Here is an 18,020-nt window from a genome sequence, read left to right on the forward strand (position 1 = left end):
CTTTAGGGCTGATAAATTAGGACATGAAATAATAAAAATACTAATTTTGAGTACAAATTTAATTCGTAACACAAGCTATGAAAAAACTGACGTTCATTTATTCTCTATTTCTTACTTTCTTTTTGGTGAGCTGCGACCGTACAACAACCGACGAACCCACGAATGAGGCAACGGTCAGGGTACTGACGACCAACCCCTGGAAAGTGGACAAAATTACGGATTTGAACGGCAATGTCATCAATACCGCTTCATTACCAGAACAATCAAAGGCGCTTTTTGGCATCAATATCCAATTCAGCGATGACAAAACCGTTCGTGCTATTGACCCCATTGCGCGAACCGTTATCAACGGCGGCACTTGGAGTTTCCTGGACAATGAAAAAACCCTTGACATTGACATTAAAGATTTGAAAGGACAATTTCCCATCAATAAGTTAGAACGTTCGCGCATGGTTTTGTTAAACAAAATCACTTACAACGGGCTAACTTTTAATGTCTATCTTGAGCTCGTTCCAGCGCTGTAATCAACGATGCAATCTTCCATCATTCGTTTTGAAACGGAGCCAGATTTTTTTATTCATGCCGAAGGGTGGGGTGATTCAAGCGCCCCACCCATTCTTTTGTTGCACGGCGGTGGCCAAACCCACCACTCTTGGGGCGATACCGCCCAGCGGCTCGCGGAGCGGGGTTGGTACGCCATCACCTACGATGCGCGCGGACATGGCAACAGCAGTTGGTCGTCGAAAGGAGCGTATTTGGTCGATGCGCTGGTCAGTGATTTAAAAGCCATCATTCATCAAGTAGGCGGCAAACCCGCCATCATCGGTGCCTCGATGGGAGGAATAACTGCCTTGGTTTTAGAGGGAGAATCGATAGAATCACTTACCTCCGCCATCATTTTGGTAGATATTGCTCCCAAAGCCGAGCAAAAAGGAATCGAGCGGATTTTTGCTTTTATGAGTTCGCACCTGGAAAGTGGGTTTGCATCGTTGGAAGAAGCCGCCAATGCCGTTGCCGCTTATCTTCCGCAACGTTCCAGAAAGGATAATTATTCTCGTTTAGAAAAAAATCTGCGTTTTCGCGACGGACGATATTACTGGCATTGGGACCCAACCATGCTCAAAGTGTGGAAAGATGCCACCCCCGACCAGCAGATTGCCTATGAAGAGCGTCTCTTTGTAGCCGCCCAAAACCTCAAAGCACCGACGTTAATTGTGCGCGGCGGCATGAGTGACGTGGTTAGCGACCGCGTGATGGCTGAGTTTCTGGATGCCGTGCCCCATGTCAGAAGTCTAACGGTTTCGGGAGCAGGTCACATGGTGGCGGGAGATTCAAATCACGCTTTCACCCACGCCGTCATTCAGTTTTTGGAAGAAGTTTATCCAGTATAAAATACACCGAAAAACCTCCTGTTTTGTGGTTGAATGACCACAAAAGGCAGGAGGTTTTTATATTATTTTTTTTAGGAAAACTCGTTGCTACCCCAATTCCTGAGCAGTAGCGCGGTATTTTACTTCCACGTTGTGGAGTTCAATCAATGGCTTCAAAAACTCTTCCAAGTAGTTGATATCCAACTGACTCGCGGCATCACACAACGCTTCGGACGGGCAAGTATGGGCTTCTACAAACAGTCCGTCTACGCCCGCCGCTACGCCCGCACGGGCTAGTACTGGCAAGTATTCACGCGCACCGCCTTTGCTGTCTTTGGAAGGGATTCCGTATTTGCGAATCGCGTGCGTCACGTCGAAAACGACGGGATAACCCGTTTTGTTCATGTGATAAAAACTGCGCGGGTCTACGATGAGGTCATTGTATCCAAACGTATAACCACGCTCGGTCAGGATAATCTGCTCATTTCCACTATCTTCAATTTTCTTGACGGGGTGTTTCATGTTTTCGGGGGCCAAAAACTGCCCGTGTTTCAAATTCACCACGCGGCCTGTTTTTGCGGCGGCTACCACCAAGGTAGTCTGCATACACAGATAGGCAGGAATTTGTAATACATCCACCACTTCTGCCACGGGAGCGCACTGCTCTGGATAATGCACATCGGTCAAAAGCGTAAAACCAAATTGTTCTTTCACTTTGGCCAAAATCTTAATACCCGCTTCTAAACCCGGGCCCATGTAATAGTCAAGGCTGCTGCGGTTGTCTTTCATAAACGAAGACTTATAAATGATTTTGATGCCCAGCCGCTCCGAAATTTCTTTCAGCCGTTCGGCTACGGTCATCATGATTTTTTCGTCTTCAATCACACATGGCCCCGAAATCAGGAACAATTCGTCGGAACCACATTCAATATCGCCTACGCGAACGATTTTCTTTTGTTGCATTTCTTATAGTTGATTCAATATGTTTTCAATTTTTACTTTCAAATCGGGGATGTCACTCAAAATTATTCCCCAAATCACATCAAAGTCAATCCCAAAGTATTCGTGAATGACAATATTTCGTAGTCCAACAATTTTCCGCCACTCTATTTCACTAAATTGCAGTTGTGTTGTTTTTGTGACATGATTACCAGCTTCTCCAATAATTTCAATTTGTTTGATACAGGCAAAACGCATCATAGAATTGTTAAGAAAATCTTCTATATCAACATTTTTGTGTAAGTTTCTATCTCTAGAATGGCATCATAAATATGTTGAAGCCTTGCTTTATCCCCCAATTGACCTTTCATAAATAAGTTTTTTTTCTGCTTCTATGTAAGGACGAATGTATTTTGACATCCCCCCTTCAGAAATCAAATCCACTTTTTTTTGCAGTAATTCTTCTAAATCAAAAATCATTTGGACATAGTGAAGGCCGATTCGTTGAGAATAGTCTAACTCCACCAACAAATCTACGTCGCTTTCTTTGGTCGCTTCCCCACGCACGTAAGAGCCAAACAGATAGGCTTTTAAGACGGGTTGGGTCTTAAAATAATCTTGAATTTGGCGAATATGCTTCTTTGACAACTTCATAAAAGTGAGATATGAGTGCAAAATTGCCTTTTTTACAAACAACTTCAAACTTTATGGTAAGCAGTTCGACACAAAGGCACAATTCCTGTGCATTGTTTTAGGCGTCTTCCCATTTTGATTTTATGCCCACTTTGTCAAACAGCTCCGAAAGACTGAGTTGGGTTTCCCGGATGTCTTGCCAATCTTTGAGGATAACCCCGAGTGTTGATTCTACCAATGATTTTTCCAAATGGGTAATGTGCATCCCCGCCAAGGCTTGCGCCCAATCGAGCGTTTCGGCAATGCCCGGTACCTTATTGAGTCGTTGTTCACGCAATGCCTGCATAAAAGCCGTGATTTGCCGCGCCAAAGTTGCATCAATTTGTTCCACTTTCGACTTGACAATGGCGAGCTCTTTTTCAAAAGGCGGATAATCAATCCACAGGTACAAACATCGGCGGCGCAAGGCTTCCGAAAGTTCGCGGGTGCGGTTGCCCGTCAAAATCACGTGCGGCACATGCGTAGCTTTGATGGTTCCTAATTCGGGAATGGTAATTTGCCAATCGGAGAGCATTTCAAGCAAAAAACTTTCAAATTCTTCATCGGCCCGGTCCACTTCATCAATCAACAACACGGGCGACTTAGAATGCGTAAGTGCTTGCAAAAGAGGCCTTTTCAACAAAAACTTTTCACTAAATATCGTCTTCTCCAACGCTTCTTGATTACGCCCTTCTTTATCATTCTCGCCCATTTTCAGGAAAAGCAATTGATGCTGATAGTTCCATTCATAAATGGCGTGGTGTGCATCTAGCCCTTCATAGCATTGCAGCCGAATCAGGTCGGTGTTGAGCGCTTGAGCCATCACTTTGGCAATCTCGGTCTTACCCACCCCCGCAGGGCCTTCAATCAAGAGCGGTTTATTGAGCTGCATTGCCAAATACACCGACATAGCCACGTATTCGTCGGCAATGTAGCCACGAGATTGAAGCAGGGTCTGAACGGAGGGAAGTGAATGGGGCATTCTTTGGGTTTATGAGAATTAAGCTATTCGTAAATTAAATTACAATTCTTCCGCAGTCGTATCTGTTCGCTTAAGTATGGTCAAAAACAATCCCAAAGGAATGTCTTTATTTCCGTGAACAGGGATAGGCATTGTTTGTTTGCGTTCAGGATGGTACATCAAATGATGGCTTCCGTTAATCCGTTTCAGTATCCAACCTTTTGCTTCTAAAACCTTGATTAAATTCTTTGGTGACTGATTCATCAAGTTATGCTATTAGGAGCTTAGAAGGATTAGCGTCTGAATTAATAGGAACCGAAATAGAATACTCCACCGTATTACTATCGTCAGGGATAGGTAGCCCTTCGCCTTCCATTACTAAAAGAACTCCTTCCAAGGCCTCTCTAATATTTTGCATTGCTTCCTCCATTGTACTACCATAAGCGATGCAATGATTCAACGTTGGAATATCAGCCAAATAGCCTCCTGACTCATCTTTGGTCATTACTACCCTATAAATTCTATTTTCCATTTTTAGTATTTATTTCGAACCGCTTCTCACAAAATTACTCAAAATCACTGCTGGAATCATTAAATAACTACTCAGGAAACTGCGTTTTGTCAATACCCGGAATAATCCGAAGGGCATTTTTGTAATAGACTTTTTTCAACACCTCATCCGACAGCCCCATGCCGTACATCCGCCAAAAAGCGTGATATTTTTTATGATAAGGGAAATACTCATCTTCGGTTTCCAACACCCTGAAATACGTGGCGTATTCGGAAGGAACCCAGCTATCTTTTCCAAACAAAATTCGGTCCTGCCATTTGGTAAAAAAAGCATTTGCGGCACGCGGCTGACGGCCCAATTCGGCAATTACCGCCCCGATTTCGACGTTCATGTTAGGAAATTTCTGCATCAAGCTATCCAACTTTTTCAAATCATTGGGATACCAACCCATGTGGGCATTGATAAACGTAGTCTTGGGGTGGCGCGCAAAAACGGCGTGCTGTTCGCGCATCAATGAGTCAAACGGCACAGGATCGTTATTGCTTCGTTTACGTCCAGCGTGGGTTTTGAGTTCGAGCCAACGCTCGTTGTAACGGTCCATGGGGTCCCAAAAAGACTTCGGGTCGGCGGTATGGATAATAACGGGAATCCCCAACTCTCCGCACTTAGCCCAAAGAGGATCTAAGCGCGGGTCACTGACGGCCACTCGTTTACCATCGGTATCTTTTACACCACTGAAACCCAGATTTTTATATACTTTCATACCGACGGCCCCCGCTTTTACATCGTCTTCTATTTGTTTGGCCGCACGTGCGCCCCAGCCTGGCGAGCCGATGTTTTTGAGTTCGGGATTCGTAAAAACCAAAAAACGTTTCGGATAGTTTTTACGGGCATTGGCAAGGGCTCCGTTGATGGTAGCGGTGCCTTCCTCCCACTCTTGCGAAAATCCACGACCGCTGAGGTTGACCATGATTCCCATGTTAAGGGCATCCATGTCGGCCACCAACTTTGACAAATCCTGAGAATTCATCCGGTATTGGTGGTTGTGAACGTCAATAAATGGAAACTTAGAGCGGGTAACTTTGTGCTCTGCTACTTTAAGCGTTGAGACTGGATCGTACTCTTCAAATCCGAGGGGCGGCTCAATCGTTTGGGCCATGCCCGTCAGCACTCCGAGAAACAAAACACCGCTTGCCAGTATTTTCATAAGATGGAATTTAAGAAAGGGTTAATAAATAGGAATTAATCTTTATAAATCAGCGCAACGCAGTGCGCGGCAATGCCCTCTTTCCGGCCCACAAAACCCATCCATTCGGAGGTTGTGGCCTTGATAGAAATATCCTCTTCGGGAATGTTCATCACTCTCGATAAACACTCTTTCATGGCAGGAATGTGCGGATTGAGTTTTGGTTCTTGCAACACAACGGTGGCATCTACGTTGCCCACTTCGTAGCCCGCCTCGCGAATCATTTCCATCACTTTTGCCAATAACAACTTGCTGTCTACGCCTTTCCATTGCGGGTCTTTATCGGAAAAATGATAGCCGATATTGCGCATATTGGCAGCCCCCAACAGTGCATCACATATCACATGGCAAACCACATCGGCATCTGAATGGCCCTTGGCTCCGTGGGTGTGCGGCACTTTAATGCCCCCCAACCAAAAATCTCTACCTTCTTCTAGTTTATGAACGTCGTATCCCGAACCAACTCTAAATTTCATTCTTTATAACCATTATCTGTTACATTCTCACCCATTTCTCTTCCTAAACCGTGGCCGCTCTGTAATACAGGGTAGAACAATTTTCTTTTCGCAGCAATTCTTTCGCTTTGTTCTGAATATCTTCCACCCGAATTGCCTGTATTTTTTCCGCTTCTTGATTAACCAACTCTGGATTGCCGGCATTGGCCGCAAAGGCCAAATTCATGGCACGGTTGAGCAGCTCAATTTCCGAAAATGCCAACGTAGACTCGGCCTGATTTTTCACTTTGGCCAACTCTTGCGCGGGCAACTGAATTTCCACCAACTCCTGCAACACTTCTTCAATGGCCGCGTCGGCTTCTTCCAAGGTGACGCCCTCGTTTAAATTTCCCTGCACTACCAACAATCCTGGGTCAATTGATGAGGTAGTGTACGCGTTGATATTAGCAAACAAGGGCCTTTCTTTCAATAATTTTTGGTACAAACGGGCCGACTTTCCGCGTCCCAACACATCCGTCATTAAATCAACGGTGTAAAAATCGTCCGCAAAACGGCCCGAGGTATGGTAAGCTTTATAGATGGCATTGAGCGGCACTTTCGCTTCAATTTCGGCAAATCGAGCCGTTGTTTGACGAGGTTCCTGTGGCAAATTTCGTACGTATTTTTCTCCAGGTGCAATCGGACCGAACCATTTTTCGGCCAGCGCTTTGATTTGGGGCACGGTCACATCTCCCGCTACCACCAAAATCGCATTGTTTGGCAGGTAATATTTATAGAAAAAGTGGCGCACATCATCCAAAGTAGCATTTTCAATGTGGCTGATTTCCTTGCCGATGGTGGCCCAACGGTAAGGATGTACCTCATAAGCCAAAGGGCGTAGTTTGAGCCATACATCGCCGTAGGGCTGGTTGAGATAGCGTTGTTTAAACTCCTCAACGACCACCTTTTGTTGTACTTCCAAAACTTTCGGGTCAAACGACAAACTCATCATGCGGTCGGATTCGAGCCAAAAAGCGGTTTCAAGATTGACCGAAGGAAGGGTAATGTAATAATTGGTGATATCAGGCGAAGTGAAGGCGTTGTTTTCGCCCCCAACTTTCTGAAGCGGCTCATCATAAGCGGGAATATTTTGGGAACCGCCAAACATCAAATGCTCAAAAAGGTGAGCAAAACCCGTGCGATTTTCTTCTTCATCGCGAGAACCAACGTTGTAAAGGATATTGACTGCCGCCATCGGCGTAGAATGGTCTTCATGAACGTAAACTTCCAGCCCGTTGTCAAGGGTAAAATGCGCGTAATGTATCATAGTGTAATAAGTTCACAGTCAATTGTCTAGCAACTGGAGTCAGGTAAAAATAAATGAATCGAGTAAAAATCTGTGAATCTTTCCCGGAAAAAACAAAAATCAATAAACTCTTTATTGGTGATTTAACGTTAAGAACAAAGCTAATGGTTTCAAGTTGAATGCCAAAAATTAGCCGATTCTATCTATTTGTTTGTCCGTTAACAGCTACATGAAACGAATTGTTTTTTTTCTATTTTTACTTATTACCCCTTTTGCCAAAGCACAACTTTTATACGATGCGCCCACCCAAAATCTGGTTTTGGAAGCCATCGACCATATTTACAATTATGAATTTGGTGCGGTTGAGCCTTTGGCCCGACAAATCAGGGCAAAATACCCCAATCACCCCGTCAATCCGTTGTTGAAGGCCATCCAATTGCATTGGCAATACCTGCCCGTCAAAGACAATAAAGCCATGAGCGGGCAATACCAAAGCTATCTGCAAGAGTGTTTAAATAAAGCAAAAGTGCTGGAAAAGGATGTAAAAACGCGCCCCGAAGCGGCGTTTTTTTCGATGGCTGGCCACGGGTATATCGCGTTGATTCACAACTACAACGACGACAAAATCAAGGCAGCTTCCGAAGGAAAAAAGGCCTATAACTACGTCATGGATGGGTTTAAATACATGGAGCGAAATCCCGAATTTTATTTTTCATCGGGACTGTATAATTACTACGTGATTCGCTATCCCGAAGATCACCCTATTGTAAAACCCCTGATTCTTTTCTTCAAAGATGGCAACCGCGAAGAAGGACTTCGCCAAATGGACATTGCGGCCCGAAAAGGCATCTTTACGCGTACAGAATCGGCTTTTTACTTAGCTCGAATCTTTTTAAAACATGAATTACGCTACGAAAAAGCTTCAAATTATTTATCTACACTGACCCAAAAATACCCCAATAATCCTATTTTTCTGATGAAAAACATTGAAGCACTCTTGCTTTTGGGGCAGTATGATGAGGCACAGCCGTTTCTGGAACGATTTAAACGAAGAACAGACAAATTTTTTCCCATTGCCTCCCACACGTTTGAAGGAATAGTGGAAGAGAAACACCTCAAACACGACGGCGCGGCGTCCAAAGCCTATCAGGCGGCACTCCGGCAGCCTTTTGATTCTGAATATACCAAGGAATACCACGCATTTGCTTATGCAGGATTGGCTCGAATTGCGCTGCGTGCTGGCGACCGTGCCAAAGCTACCTTGTATTACAAAAAAGCCGAAGAACTTGCTGAATACAAGGCGCTTATCAAGGAAATAAGAGCATATTTAAAGTGACTTTATTCTTCCAGTTTGCTCAATGAAGCCGAAAGTACAGGAGCTATCGGTGACGCGTGCGCCTTCCATTGTCCATTTTCTTTTTCAAAAAAAGCACCGCTTTGCGCAGTAATTTGCAGGTTTCCAGTGGTGGCTCGTTTTACATTAATGAGCGTTTCGGTAGTTGGAGAAACCTCTTCATTCCAACTTGTTCCATCCCAAAACAGCAAGGTTCCGTTACTTCCAGCCGCCCATCCGTTTTTAGCATCCTGAAAATAAACGGATAAAAGATTGGCCGTACTGAAAATAAGTACTTCCCCCCATTTTTCCCCATCCCAATGCAGCATGGTGGCGTTGTGTCCTACGGCCCATCCATCGTTTGCATTCACAAAATGAATGGCGTTTAATCGAGCTTCTGCATTGGCGTCAGCACCTTCCCACGTTTTACCCTCATTATGAGAGAATTGCACCTTTCCATCCTCATTCAATCGCCAAATTTTCGACGAATTTTCACTATTTTGCGCCCATGAAACAGCGCTAACCATAAAAACAACAATCCACAACGTCACAAATCTCAACATAATTTTAGGTGGTTAGTATCACATTAATACCCTTACCACATAAACCATGCCAAAATTATTGCAAGGCAACCAACGCATCAAAATCTTCCGCAAGTTTTTGGCTTAAACGGTCGAATATTTCCGTAAAACGGGCATACCGTTCGTGGTTTTCTGGGTTGGGTTGATACGATTCTACCGAACGAATGGTTTTAGCGGCGGCTTCTAAATCAGGATAAACGCCCAAATGCGTCAACGCCAGCAAAGCCGCACCCGCACTGGCACTATCATGCTTGTCATTGACGTACACTTTCTTGCCAAACACATCCGACAATACTTGCGCAAAAAGCGGCAAACTAGCATAAGCGCCGTTGATGTAAAGGTTTTGAATTGAACGGTACTGTTGGAGAAGCTTACCGATGCTGTGCATTTCATAAATAATTCCTTCAACGGTAGCGCGGATAAAATGCCTGCGCTCGTGGGTAATATTTACGCCAATGTACGCCCCTCGGGCGTTGGCGTTCCAGAGCGGGGCACGTTCTCCCAATAAATACGGCAAAAACAGCATTCCTCCCGCGCCAGCAGGCACGCGCTCGGCTTCAATCAAGAGTTGATTAATGGTGTATTCCAGGTCCAAATGAATGCCCGAAGCCCCAAACTGCTGCACAAACCATTCAAAAACAACGCCGCCATTATTGGTCGGCCCTCCTGAGATATACGTTCCTTCGTTCAATAAATAGTTGAAAAACCGCTGTTTAGGGTCTTTGATAACTTGTTTTCCTGCCACGCGCATAGCACCGCTCGACCCAATGGTGATGGTGGCATCGCCTTCGGTAACCACGCCCGCGCCCAAGGTGGCAAAGCACCCATCGCTCGCGCCAATAATGAGTTTGGCCGCGCTGGTGAGTCTAAAAAGGCGCACATACTCTTTCTTCAGTTTTAACTCAGAATAATCAATCGGGACCAATTCCGACAGTTGGTGCGGTTGTACCCCCGCGTAGTTCAGCGCCCGCTCTTCCCATCGATGGGTATGAATATTGAACAGTCCAGTTGAAGAAGCAATACTCTGATCAACAACCAGTTGGCCCGTCAATTGGTAAATAATATATTCCTTGATGGAGATAAACTTATAGACTTTTTCAAACCACGTAGCGGGCGTATGGGTACGAAACCAACGGATTTTAATCAACGGCGACATCGGGTGCACCGGCGTGCCTGTTTGTTCATAAATCAGCCGACATTCGTCGGAGTTTTTGAGGGCATTGGCCTCGTCACGGCCCCGATTATCGGCCCAAATAACGGCATTTCTAAGCGGAACCCCCTGTTTATCAATGGGTAACACACTATGCATCGACGCCCCGAAAACCAGCGCCACGGGTTTGTGCTTTTTGGTCAATTCATCGTTCAACAGGCTTTTCAAGGCGTACAAAACCGTCAGAAAAATTTGTTCGGGGTCTTGTTCGCTGTAATTGGGCTGTGGGTGAAACGTGGGGTACGTTCCCTGACGCCAACCGATGAGATTGGCCGCTTGGTCAAAAGCCGATACTTTTACTTTGGTAGTACCAATATCTATGGTTACAATACAATCCATTCGTTAAAAGCTGTGAATTGTGAATGAATAATTTAGTAATTTGAACTCTTTCATTGTTTAGGCACGGGGGTGAATCATTAAAAAACCATTGTCGTTATTGCATTTGCTATTGATTACCCCGTTTCCGAAACTGCCCAGGCGTATACCCAGTGAGTTTTTTAAACGTGGTTGAAAAATGTTGTGAGGAATAAAAACCCGTATCCAAGGCGATGTCAGTCAGGCTTTTGGCCGTTTGTCTCAATTGTTTCATCGCTTCGGCTATTCGTATATTAATGAGGTAGTTGAGCGGAGAAAAGCCCGAAAAGCTTTTTACTTTTTCCGTAAAAGCCGTACTTCCTAAGCCCACCACCGCCGCCATTTCTTCGACCGTCCAAGGGTGGTCAAGGCTATTACGAAGTAGTTGCTCCAGCTGGGCAAAAGCCTGCGGAAAATCACGTCGCTGATTTTGTTGTTGACTGAGCTGTCGCACAATCGTAATCAAAAGTTCATCCAAGAGCTGATTCACCCGGGTTTGATAGGCAAATTCGGCCTGCTTTACTTCCGTTTCAATTCGCTGGAGCAAATCACAGACCCATTTAAAATTGTTTAAAACCATAGGAGCTTGGGTTACCAACAACCTACCCATCAGTTTTTGGTCGGCATCTGCAATGGCCGACCATTCACCCAAAAAAAGCTCCTTAGATGGCTCGAAAGACGTAGGCTCAATGGTAAGCCACGCCAAACTGCCAATTTCGAGGGTATTGGTCGGGCTGCCATAGCCGTGCCACGGGCACAATACGACCACGTCGTTTGGGTATAGCACATGGCGTTGATGCTCAATCAGCCATTCAAATTTTCCTTCCAGAATACATACTATCTGTAGCCCTCCCCTGACCCGTACGGGCCATTCGTCCAATCGCACCGTTGGGTTTTTAAGCCGTATCAATTCCTTGATATGCCGAAATTCAGTCATCGAAAAAATGGGCCAGTTTAGTAAACTCATTAACCAAATCTTACATTATTAATTTTTTTAAATAAAACATCAAAATATTGCAAAATTCAACATCGTCTAATCGTAGAAGCTTTTTGCACAATTCTGTGTTTTTTTTGCAGTCAGTTCAATACCCTTAAATTTTACTGAACAAACAATCTTACTTTAGAAAGATGAGAAAACGATTACTCTTGCTTCGAGCTACCCTGCTATTGACAGCTCTCCTAGCCCTAGCCCCTATGCTCCGGGCACAAATGCGCGTTACCGGAACCGTTACCAACACCGCCGATAAATCGCCATTGGCGGGTGTATCTGTTCTTGTAAAAGGAACCAACACGGGTACTTCTACCGACGGAAACGGAAACTATGCTATTACTGCACCCTCCAGTGCCACATTGGTTTTTAGTTTTATCGGCTACGGTTCCAAAGAAGTGGCCATCGGCAACCAAACCAAAGTGGATGTATCATTGGCCGAAAGTGCCGAAGCCCTACAAGAAGTTGTCGTAACGGCGTTGGGGATTAAGAAAGAATCCAAAAAACTTGGATACGCCACCACAACCATTAATTCCGACGCCCTCACCGAAAACCGAACGCCCAATTTCATGAATACCCTTCAGGGAAAAATTGCGGGGGTAAACATCTCAGGATTGGGTACTGGCCCTGCCGGAACCTCCAAAATTCGTATTCGTGGTCAATCGTCAATTTCGGGACAAAACAATCCTTTGATTGTAATCAACGGGGTGCCGATTGATAATACAAACTTTGGAACCAACCCAGGCAACGCTGGCGCCGACAATTCTATCGGGGTGCGCGGCGGAGGAAATACCTCGGACGGCGGCGATGGTCTTTCGAGCATTAACCCCGACGACATCGAAAGCATGACCGTTTTGAAAGGCGCAACGGCAGCCGCACTTTACGGCTCACGCGCCAAGGACGGGGTTTTGATGATTACGACCAAAACCAAAGGCTCCGGACGCGGCATTGGCGTAAGTTTTAACAGCAACTACACCAACGAAACGCCGTTGGATTTTACAGACTACCAATACGAATACGGGCAAGGAGAAAACGGGGTTCGTCCTACTGCCCCCAACCCTACTTCTGGCCAGTGGTCTTTTGGTGAAAAATTTCAGCCCGGCATGACACAAGTTCTGTTTGACAATGTAACGGTTCCGTATGAGCCAGTTTACAATCGCATTCGCAAGTTTTTCCGCAACGGTTCCAATTTTACCAATACCGTCAGTTTGTCGTCGGCCAACGACAAGGGAGGATTTAACCTTTCATTTGCCAACATGGACAGCAAAGGAATTGTGTCTAACAACAGCTTTAACCGCAAAACCATCAACTTGGGCTTTGCCTATGACTTATCAAAAAAGTTGAGTTTTTCAGGAAACGTTAACTATTCGAACGAATATAACAAAAACCCGCCAAACATCGCCAACCAAGACAACTCTATTCCCACGGCACTTTATAACCTGTCCAATTCCATGCCTTTGGAATTATTGGAGGCCAAGAAGTACAATGCCGCTGGCAATGAGTTTATCTATTCTCGTTTTCAAAACCGCACCAACCCTTACTGGACCATCGCCGAACAATTCCAGAACATTCGCCGCGACCGGATATTTGGCAATATTTCGGTCAAATACAACCTTTTACCTTGGTTGTTTGTGCAAGGACGTGTAGGTCAAGACTTCTGGTCACGCGATCAGGATTTCAACAACTTCCCCACGGGTCATGCTTCATTGGCGGCAGCACCCGCAGGTTTTGTCAACGGAACCTACACCCAAGAATCCAGAAGATTCAGAGAAACCAACGCCGACATCCTCATTTCAGGAACGCAGAAATTCGGAAAATTCGGCCTAGACTTCAACTTGGGTGGCAACCAAATGTACCGCCGTTCGGATCTGAACAGCGTATTGGTGCAGGATTTTGTGGTGAGAGGGCTATACACCGTCATGAACGGCCGGGTAAAAGACCCCATTTATGGATTGTCAGAAAGAGCGGTTAACTCCGTATACGGCTCGGCAGAATTATCGTACAACAACTATTTATTTGTCAACGTAACCGCACGAAACGACTGGTTCTCAACCCTTTCTCCTGAAAACAGAAGTATTTTGTATCCATCCGTATCGGGTAGTTTTGTATTCTCTCAAGCCTTTAATAGCACACCGAGTTGGTTGAGTTTTGGCAAAATACGCGCCGCTTACGCCCAAGTGGGTAGCGATACCGACGTGTCTCCGTACTCCAACAACCTGTTTTATGGCATCAATGCCAACCTCTTTGGTGGGCAGCCCGTGGGCGGTTCATCAGGCACTACGGTTCCCAACGCGGGTCTGCGCCCGATGCGTACGGCCGAAACAGAACTCGGTTTGGAGTTGAAGTTATTCAACAACCGGGTGTCGCTCGACGCTGCTGTATACCAGAAAATAACGACCGACCAGATTGTTTCGGCCCAAATCTCGGATGCTTCGGGCTTTGTGTCGACCCTTATCAACAGCGGAAAAAGCCAGAACAACGGTTTTGAAATGCTGTTAAACTTAGTCCCCATCAAATCGACTGATTTTCAGTGGGATTTGACCTTTAATGCTTCTTACAATAAAACGAAAGTGTTGAGCCTAACCACCGACACGCCCGGCGAAAGAATCACCGTAGGAACACACGTATTCAACGGAGAATTGCGTCAGGTAGTAGGTCAGGAAATGGGACAAATCTACGGTTTTGGCTACCGCAGAGACGCGCAGGGAAGAAAGATTTTTGGCGGAAACGGCATTCCGTTAAGAACCACCGACCTAATTTCTTTTGGCAGTGCTTTGCCTAAGTGGATTGGCGGTATCAATAACGCCTTCAATTATAAGGGCGTAACCCTCGCTTTCTTGGTTGATTTCAAACTGGGCAACAAGATGCTTTCGGGCACCAACTTTAACCTTACTAGACACGGTCTGCACAAAATGACCGTAGCCGGACGGGCCGAAGGCGGGATTGTAGGAGAAGGCGTAAACGAAAGAGGGGAAACAAACACGGTCAAAGCCAACGTACAGCCCTATTGGGAAGTGGTGCGCTCATTGGCGCTGATTGAGCCCGTGGTCTACGACGGCGGCTATTGGAAACTCCGCCAGATTACGGCAGGGTATGAGTTTGGGAAGTTCTTGCCTAAAAACTCTCCCGTCAAATCCCTCCGATTGAGTTTTGTCGCCAACAACGTTTTGTTGTTGAAAAAATGGATTGACAACATTGACCCTGAGTCTTTCGGTTATTCATCTGACAACCTCGTCGGAATGGAATCTACCGGGCTTCCCACCACCCGCAGTATGGGCTTTAACTTAAATGCTAAATTTTAGTCCCTGAGTTGCGTGTCAATGTACTCAATCAATGATTAATAATTGTCTAAAAAACTAAGATTGCAAATGAAAAATATACTAAAAACAGTCGTTCTTTCACTCTCCGTTTGGGGACTCGGGAGCTGCGATTCGGGTTTCGACGAACTAAATGTCAATAAAACCGCCGCGACCGCCGTTGACCCGACCTTTATTCTGAACAACGCCCTCGTAAACGTATCGTTTCCGGCCGGAGTGGTTATTTACGAAATGGGGATTGTGCAACAAATGGTAAGCCCCAACTCTGGGGTTTTGACGGGGGCCAATTTTAACCAAGACAACCGCGACAACACCCAACAAACGTGGCAGCGCTACTATCGAAATGTGGTTAGAAATACCGCCGACGTCATTATATTGACGAAAGCAAATGCAACCCGTTCCAATTTGTTGAACATGGCGCGTATCACGCAGGCCTATGCCTTTATGGTTTTGGCCGATACCTACGGCGATGTCCCTTATCTTCAGGCGGGCAAAGGCTTTACCGACCAAGTGGTGCTTCCCAAATACGACACCCAGCAGGCAATTTATACCGACATCATCAAGGAATTGACCGAAGCTACTACTGGCCTCGACGCCACCAAAACCATCGAAAGAGCGGATGTACTCTACGCAGGAGACGTGGCTAAATGGAAAAAATTTGGCAATTCGCTCCTGTTAAGAGCAGGGATGCGTTTGAGCAAAGTTGACCCCGCCCAAGCCCAACAGGTGGTACAAAAAGCCATTCAGGGGGGCGTCATTACTTCAAATGCCGACAATGCGTCCATCAAGCATGACCCCAATTACGTAAACGGCCCGGGGCAAATGTTGAACTCTACCGAGGCAGCCAACTTTTATCTGGCGGCTCCTTTTGCCGATTATCTCACTAAAACCAACGACCCGCGTTTAAAATCCATCGCCGTTCGGTACGTAGGCGCGGCTTCAGGCCCCGAACAAGTAGCCGCCCGGGCAAACACCGACCCCGCCGTACAGATCGGAATGCCTTTTGGCTACGACAACAACTCCATCGCAACCGTAGTTAAAACATTGGGGTTGAAGAGCTTCTATGAGTTCAGCCAAGTTGACCGCACCCGCATGGCAAAAAATACCGCTCCCATGTTTTTGGTTACCGCCAGCCAAACCCAGTTGTTGCTGGCGGAAGCCGCCCAGCGCGGATGGACAACAGGTGCGGTGGCCGACTATTTCAACAATGGCGTGAGAGCCCACATGGAGCAACTCGCCTCCTTTGACGCCAATGCCGCCGTACCCACCGCCGCCATTGATGCGTACCTCAAAGAAAATCCGTTGGTGGCAGCTACTGCGCTTGAGCAAATCAATACCCAATATTGGATTGCTTCTTTTCTCAACGGGCCAGAAGCATTTGCCAATTTCAGACGCAGCGGTTTTCCGAAATTGACCCCCAATCCGTTTCCCGGAAAAGCCATCAAAGGCGACTTCATCAGACGCCTAACTTACCCTAACTCAGAGATTTCGGTCAACAACGCCAATGTCAAAGAGGCCATTAGTCGGCAGGGAGCCGATGATTTGGATACCAAAGTATGGTGGGATAAATAAATTTTAAGTAGTGAGTAGTGGGTATTGAGTCCTGAGAATTCTATTTTTGTTTTTCGAACGATTCAATATCCACCCAATCTATCTACTCAATACTAACTTTTCAATACTTATAAGATGCAAATCGGATTCGTTGGCCTTGGCAAAATGGGCTTCAATTTGGCGCTAAACCTGCATCGTCATGGCTATGAAGTGGTAGCCTACGACGTTGCAATCGACAACATTAAGAATATATCGCTCGAAGGCGTAACACCTGCTTACAGCCTCATCGAAATGTGTCAACAGTTAGACGGTCGAAAAGTAATTTGGCTAATGGTTCCTGCCGGTAAGCCCGTTGACGATTGTATCGAATTGCTCGTTCCTCATCTCGATCAACACGACATCATCATTGATGGTGGAAACTCTAATTTCAACGACTCGGTTCGCCGCTACAACTACCTCAAATCCAAAGGCATAGACTACTTAGACTGTGGCACTAGCGGGGGAGTTGAGGGCGCTTTGTACGGTGCTTGTACCATGATTGGCGGCGAAGATGAAGTGTTTAACCACTGCGCGTCTGTGTTTAGAGATATTTCAGTAGAAAACGGCTATTTGCACGCAGGTGGCCCCGGAAGCGGTCACTTTGTAAAAATGGTGCATAACGGCATCGAATACGGAATGATGCAGGCCATTGCGGAAGGCTTTGAAGTGATGGAGCAATCCAAATACGACCTCGACCTGCAACAGGTGGCACGGGTGTTCAACCACGGCTCGGTCGTACGGAGCTGGCTCATGGAACTGGTCGAAAGTGCTTTCTCAAAAGACCCGAAATTAGATACCATCAAAGGAGTAATGCATTCTTCGGGCGAAGGCAAATGGACGCTTGAAACCGCCCTTGACATGGGTATTCCTACTCCTGTCATTGCGCTTTCGCTAATTATGCGCTATCGTTCGCAGCAAGACGACACCTTCACGGGCAAAGTGGTGGCGGCCCTGCGGAATGAATTTGGCGGCCATGCCGTCGAAAAGGTTGTACCCTAAACTCACTAACCCCTTACAAAAAATCCCTGCCCAAGTATGTGCAGGGATTTTTTATGCCGATGCTATATGAAAAATAAGGTATTGTAGGCTTCCCTTGGAAATTACTTTGGACTTTGTTTTTCTTTAAAAACCCCAGCTAACTATTGCTGGGGTTTTTAACTTTTGATTAACTTACCACAGAATAATACAACATTTACAAATTTTTCATC

At 45.9% G+C, this 18,020-nt stretch carries 18 protein-coding genes; 6 read left to right on the forward strand and 12 right to left on the reverse strand.

Annotated features, from left to right (window positions below):
- Positions 1-77: 77 nt before the first annotated feature.
- Together DVG78_RS24435 and DVG78_RS24440 are read left to right on the forward strand one after the other, a co-directional pair.
- A complete protein-coding gene (locus DVG78_RS24435) occupies positions 78-524 on the forward strand; it encodes a hypothetical protein (RefSeq protein ID WP_114463643.1) in 447 nt (148 codons plus the stop codon).
- Between the two features lie 6 nt (positions 525-530).
- A complete protein-coding gene (locus DVG78_RS24440; protein ID WP_114463644.1) occupies positions 531-1,391 on the forward strand; it encodes an alpha/beta fold hydrolase in 861 nt (286 codons plus the stop codon).
- An 87-nt stretch (positions 1,392-1,478) separates the two neighbouring features.
- On the opposite strand, the gene kdsA is transcribed toward DVG78_RS24440, so the two are convergent.
- The 9 genes from kdsA to DVG78_RS24485 all read right to left on the reverse strand — a co-directional run bounded on the left by kdsA (position 1,479) and on the right by DVG78_RS24485 (position 7,460).
- A complete protein-coding gene (gene kdsA, locus DVG78_RS24445) occupies positions 1,479-2,333 on the reverse strand; it encodes a 3-deoxy-8-phosphooctulonate synthase (RefSeq protein ID WP_114463645.1) in 855 nt (284 codons plus the stop codon).
- Positions 2,334-2,336: 3 nt separating this feature from the next.
- Positions 2,337-2,570 carry a HepT-like ribonuclease domain-containing protein gene (locus DVG78_RS24450; protein WP_229598309.1) on the reverse strand — a complete coding sequence of 78 codons (234 nt, stop codon included), beginning with the start codon at positions 2,568-2,570 and terminating at the stop codon, positions 2,337-2,339.
- Positions 2,571-2,657: 87 nt separating this feature from the next.
- On the reverse strand, positions 2,658-2,963 hold the full coding sequence (locus tag DVG78_RS24455) for a nucleotidyltransferase family protein (protein ID WP_114463646.1): 306 nt from the start codon (positions 2,961-2,963) through the stop codon (positions 2,658-2,660).
- Between the two features lie 97 nt (positions 2,964-3,060).
- Positions 3,061-3,963: an AAA family ATPase gene (locus DVG78_RS24460; RefSeq protein WP_114463647.1), complete on the reverse strand. Its 903-nt coding sequence runs from the start codon at positions 3,961-3,963 to the stop codon at positions 3,061-3,063.
- A 39-nt stretch (positions 3,964-4,002) separates the two neighbouring features.
- Entirely contained in the window at positions 4,003-4,206 is a 204-nt protein-coding gene (locus DVG78_RS24465) for a type II toxin-antitoxin system HicA family toxin (protein ID WP_114463648.1), read from the reverse strand.
- Between the two features lie 4 nt (positions 4,207-4,210).
- Positions 4,211-4,474, reverse strand: coding sequence for a type II toxin-antitoxin system HicB family antitoxin (locus DVG78_RS24470; RefSeq protein WP_114463649.1), 264 nt, complete (start codon positions 4,472-4,474; stop codon positions 4,211-4,213).
- Positions 4,475-4,541: 67 nt separating this feature from the next.
- Positions 4,542-5,660, reverse strand: a complete 1,119-nt coding sequence (locus DVG78_RS24475; RefSeq protein ID WP_114463650.1) for an amidohydrolase family protein — start codon at positions 5,658-5,660, stop codon at positions 4,542-4,544.
- Positions 5,661-5,695: 35 nt separating this feature from the next.
- Positions 5,696-6,175: a 2-C-methyl-D-erythritol 2,4-cyclodiphosphate synthase gene (ispF, locus tag DVG78_RS24480; protein ID WP_114463651.1), complete on the reverse strand. Its 480-nt coding sequence runs from the start codon at positions 6,173-6,175 to the stop codon at positions 5,696-5,698.
- A gap of 43 nt (positions 6,176-6,218) precedes the next feature.
- Positions 6,219-7,460, reverse strand: coding sequence for a M16 family metallopeptidase (locus DVG78_RS24485; RefSeq protein ID WP_114463652.1), 1,242 nt, complete (start codon positions 7,458-7,460; stop codon positions 6,219-6,221).
- Between the two features lie 208 nt (positions 7,461-7,668).
- On the opposite strand from DVG78_RS24485, the gene DVG78_RS24490 reads away from it, so the two are divergent.
- Positions 7,669-8,775, forward strand: coding sequence for a tetratricopeptide repeat protein (locus DVG78_RS24490; protein WP_114463653.1), 1,107 nt, complete (start codon positions 7,669-7,671; stop codon positions 8,773-8,775).
- A gap of 2 nt (positions 8,776-8,777) precedes the next feature.
- Here DVG78_RS24490 and DVG78_RS24495 read toward each other — a convergent pair whose 3' ends face one another.
- The 3 genes from DVG78_RS24495 to DVG78_RS24505 all read right to left on the reverse strand — a co-directional run bounded on the left by DVG78_RS24495 (position 8,778) and on the right by DVG78_RS24505 (position 11,884).
- Complete coding sequence (locus DVG78_RS24495) at positions 8,778-9,335, reverse strand: WD40/YVTN/BNR-like repeat-containing protein (RefSeq protein ID WP_114463654.1); 558 nt, start codon at positions 9,333-9,335, stop codon at positions 8,778-8,780.
- A 55-nt stretch (positions 9,336-9,390) separates the two neighbouring features.
- Positions 9,391-10,902, reverse strand: coding sequence for a gluconokinase (locus DVG78_RS24500; protein ID WP_114463655.1), 1,512 nt, complete (start codon positions 10,900-10,902; stop codon positions 9,391-9,393).
- A 106-nt stretch (positions 10,903-11,008) separates the two neighbouring features.
- Entirely contained in the window at positions 11,009-11,884 is an 876-nt protein-coding gene (locus DVG78_RS24505; protein ID WP_114463656.1) for an AraC family transcriptional regulator, read from the reverse strand.
- 161 nt (positions 11,885-12,045) lie between these two features.
- On the opposite strand from DVG78_RS24505, the gene DVG78_RS24510 reads away from it, so the two are divergent.
- The 3 genes from DVG78_RS24510 to gnd all read left to right on the forward strand — a co-directional run bounded on the left by DVG78_RS24510 (position 12,046) and on the right by gnd (position 17,811).
- Positions 12,046-15,207: a SusC/RagA family TonB-linked outer membrane protein gene (locus tag DVG78_RS24510; RefSeq protein ID WP_114463657.1), complete on the forward strand. Its 3,162-nt coding sequence runs from the start codon at positions 12,046-12,048 to the stop codon at positions 15,205-15,207.
- 66 nt (positions 15,208-15,273) lie between these two features.
- Entirely contained in the window at positions 15,274-16,794 is a 1,521-nt protein-coding gene (locus DVG78_RS24515) for a SusD/RagB family nutrient-binding outer membrane lipoprotein (RefSeq protein WP_114463658.1), read from the forward strand.
- Positions 16,795-16,908: 114 nt separating this feature from the next.
- Positions 16,909-17,811: a phosphogluconate dehydrogenase (NAD(+)-dependent, decarboxylating) gene (gene gnd / locus DVG78_RS24520; RefSeq protein WP_114463659.1), complete on the forward strand. Its 903-nt coding sequence runs from the start codon at positions 16,909-16,911 to the stop codon at positions 17,809-17,811.
- Positions 17,812-18,020 lie beyond the last annotated feature (209 nt).

The organism is Runella aurantiaca (genome assembly GCF_003339505.1).
GTDB lineage: Bacteria > Bacteroidota > Bacteroidia > Cytophagales > Spirosomataceae > Runella > Runella aurantiaca.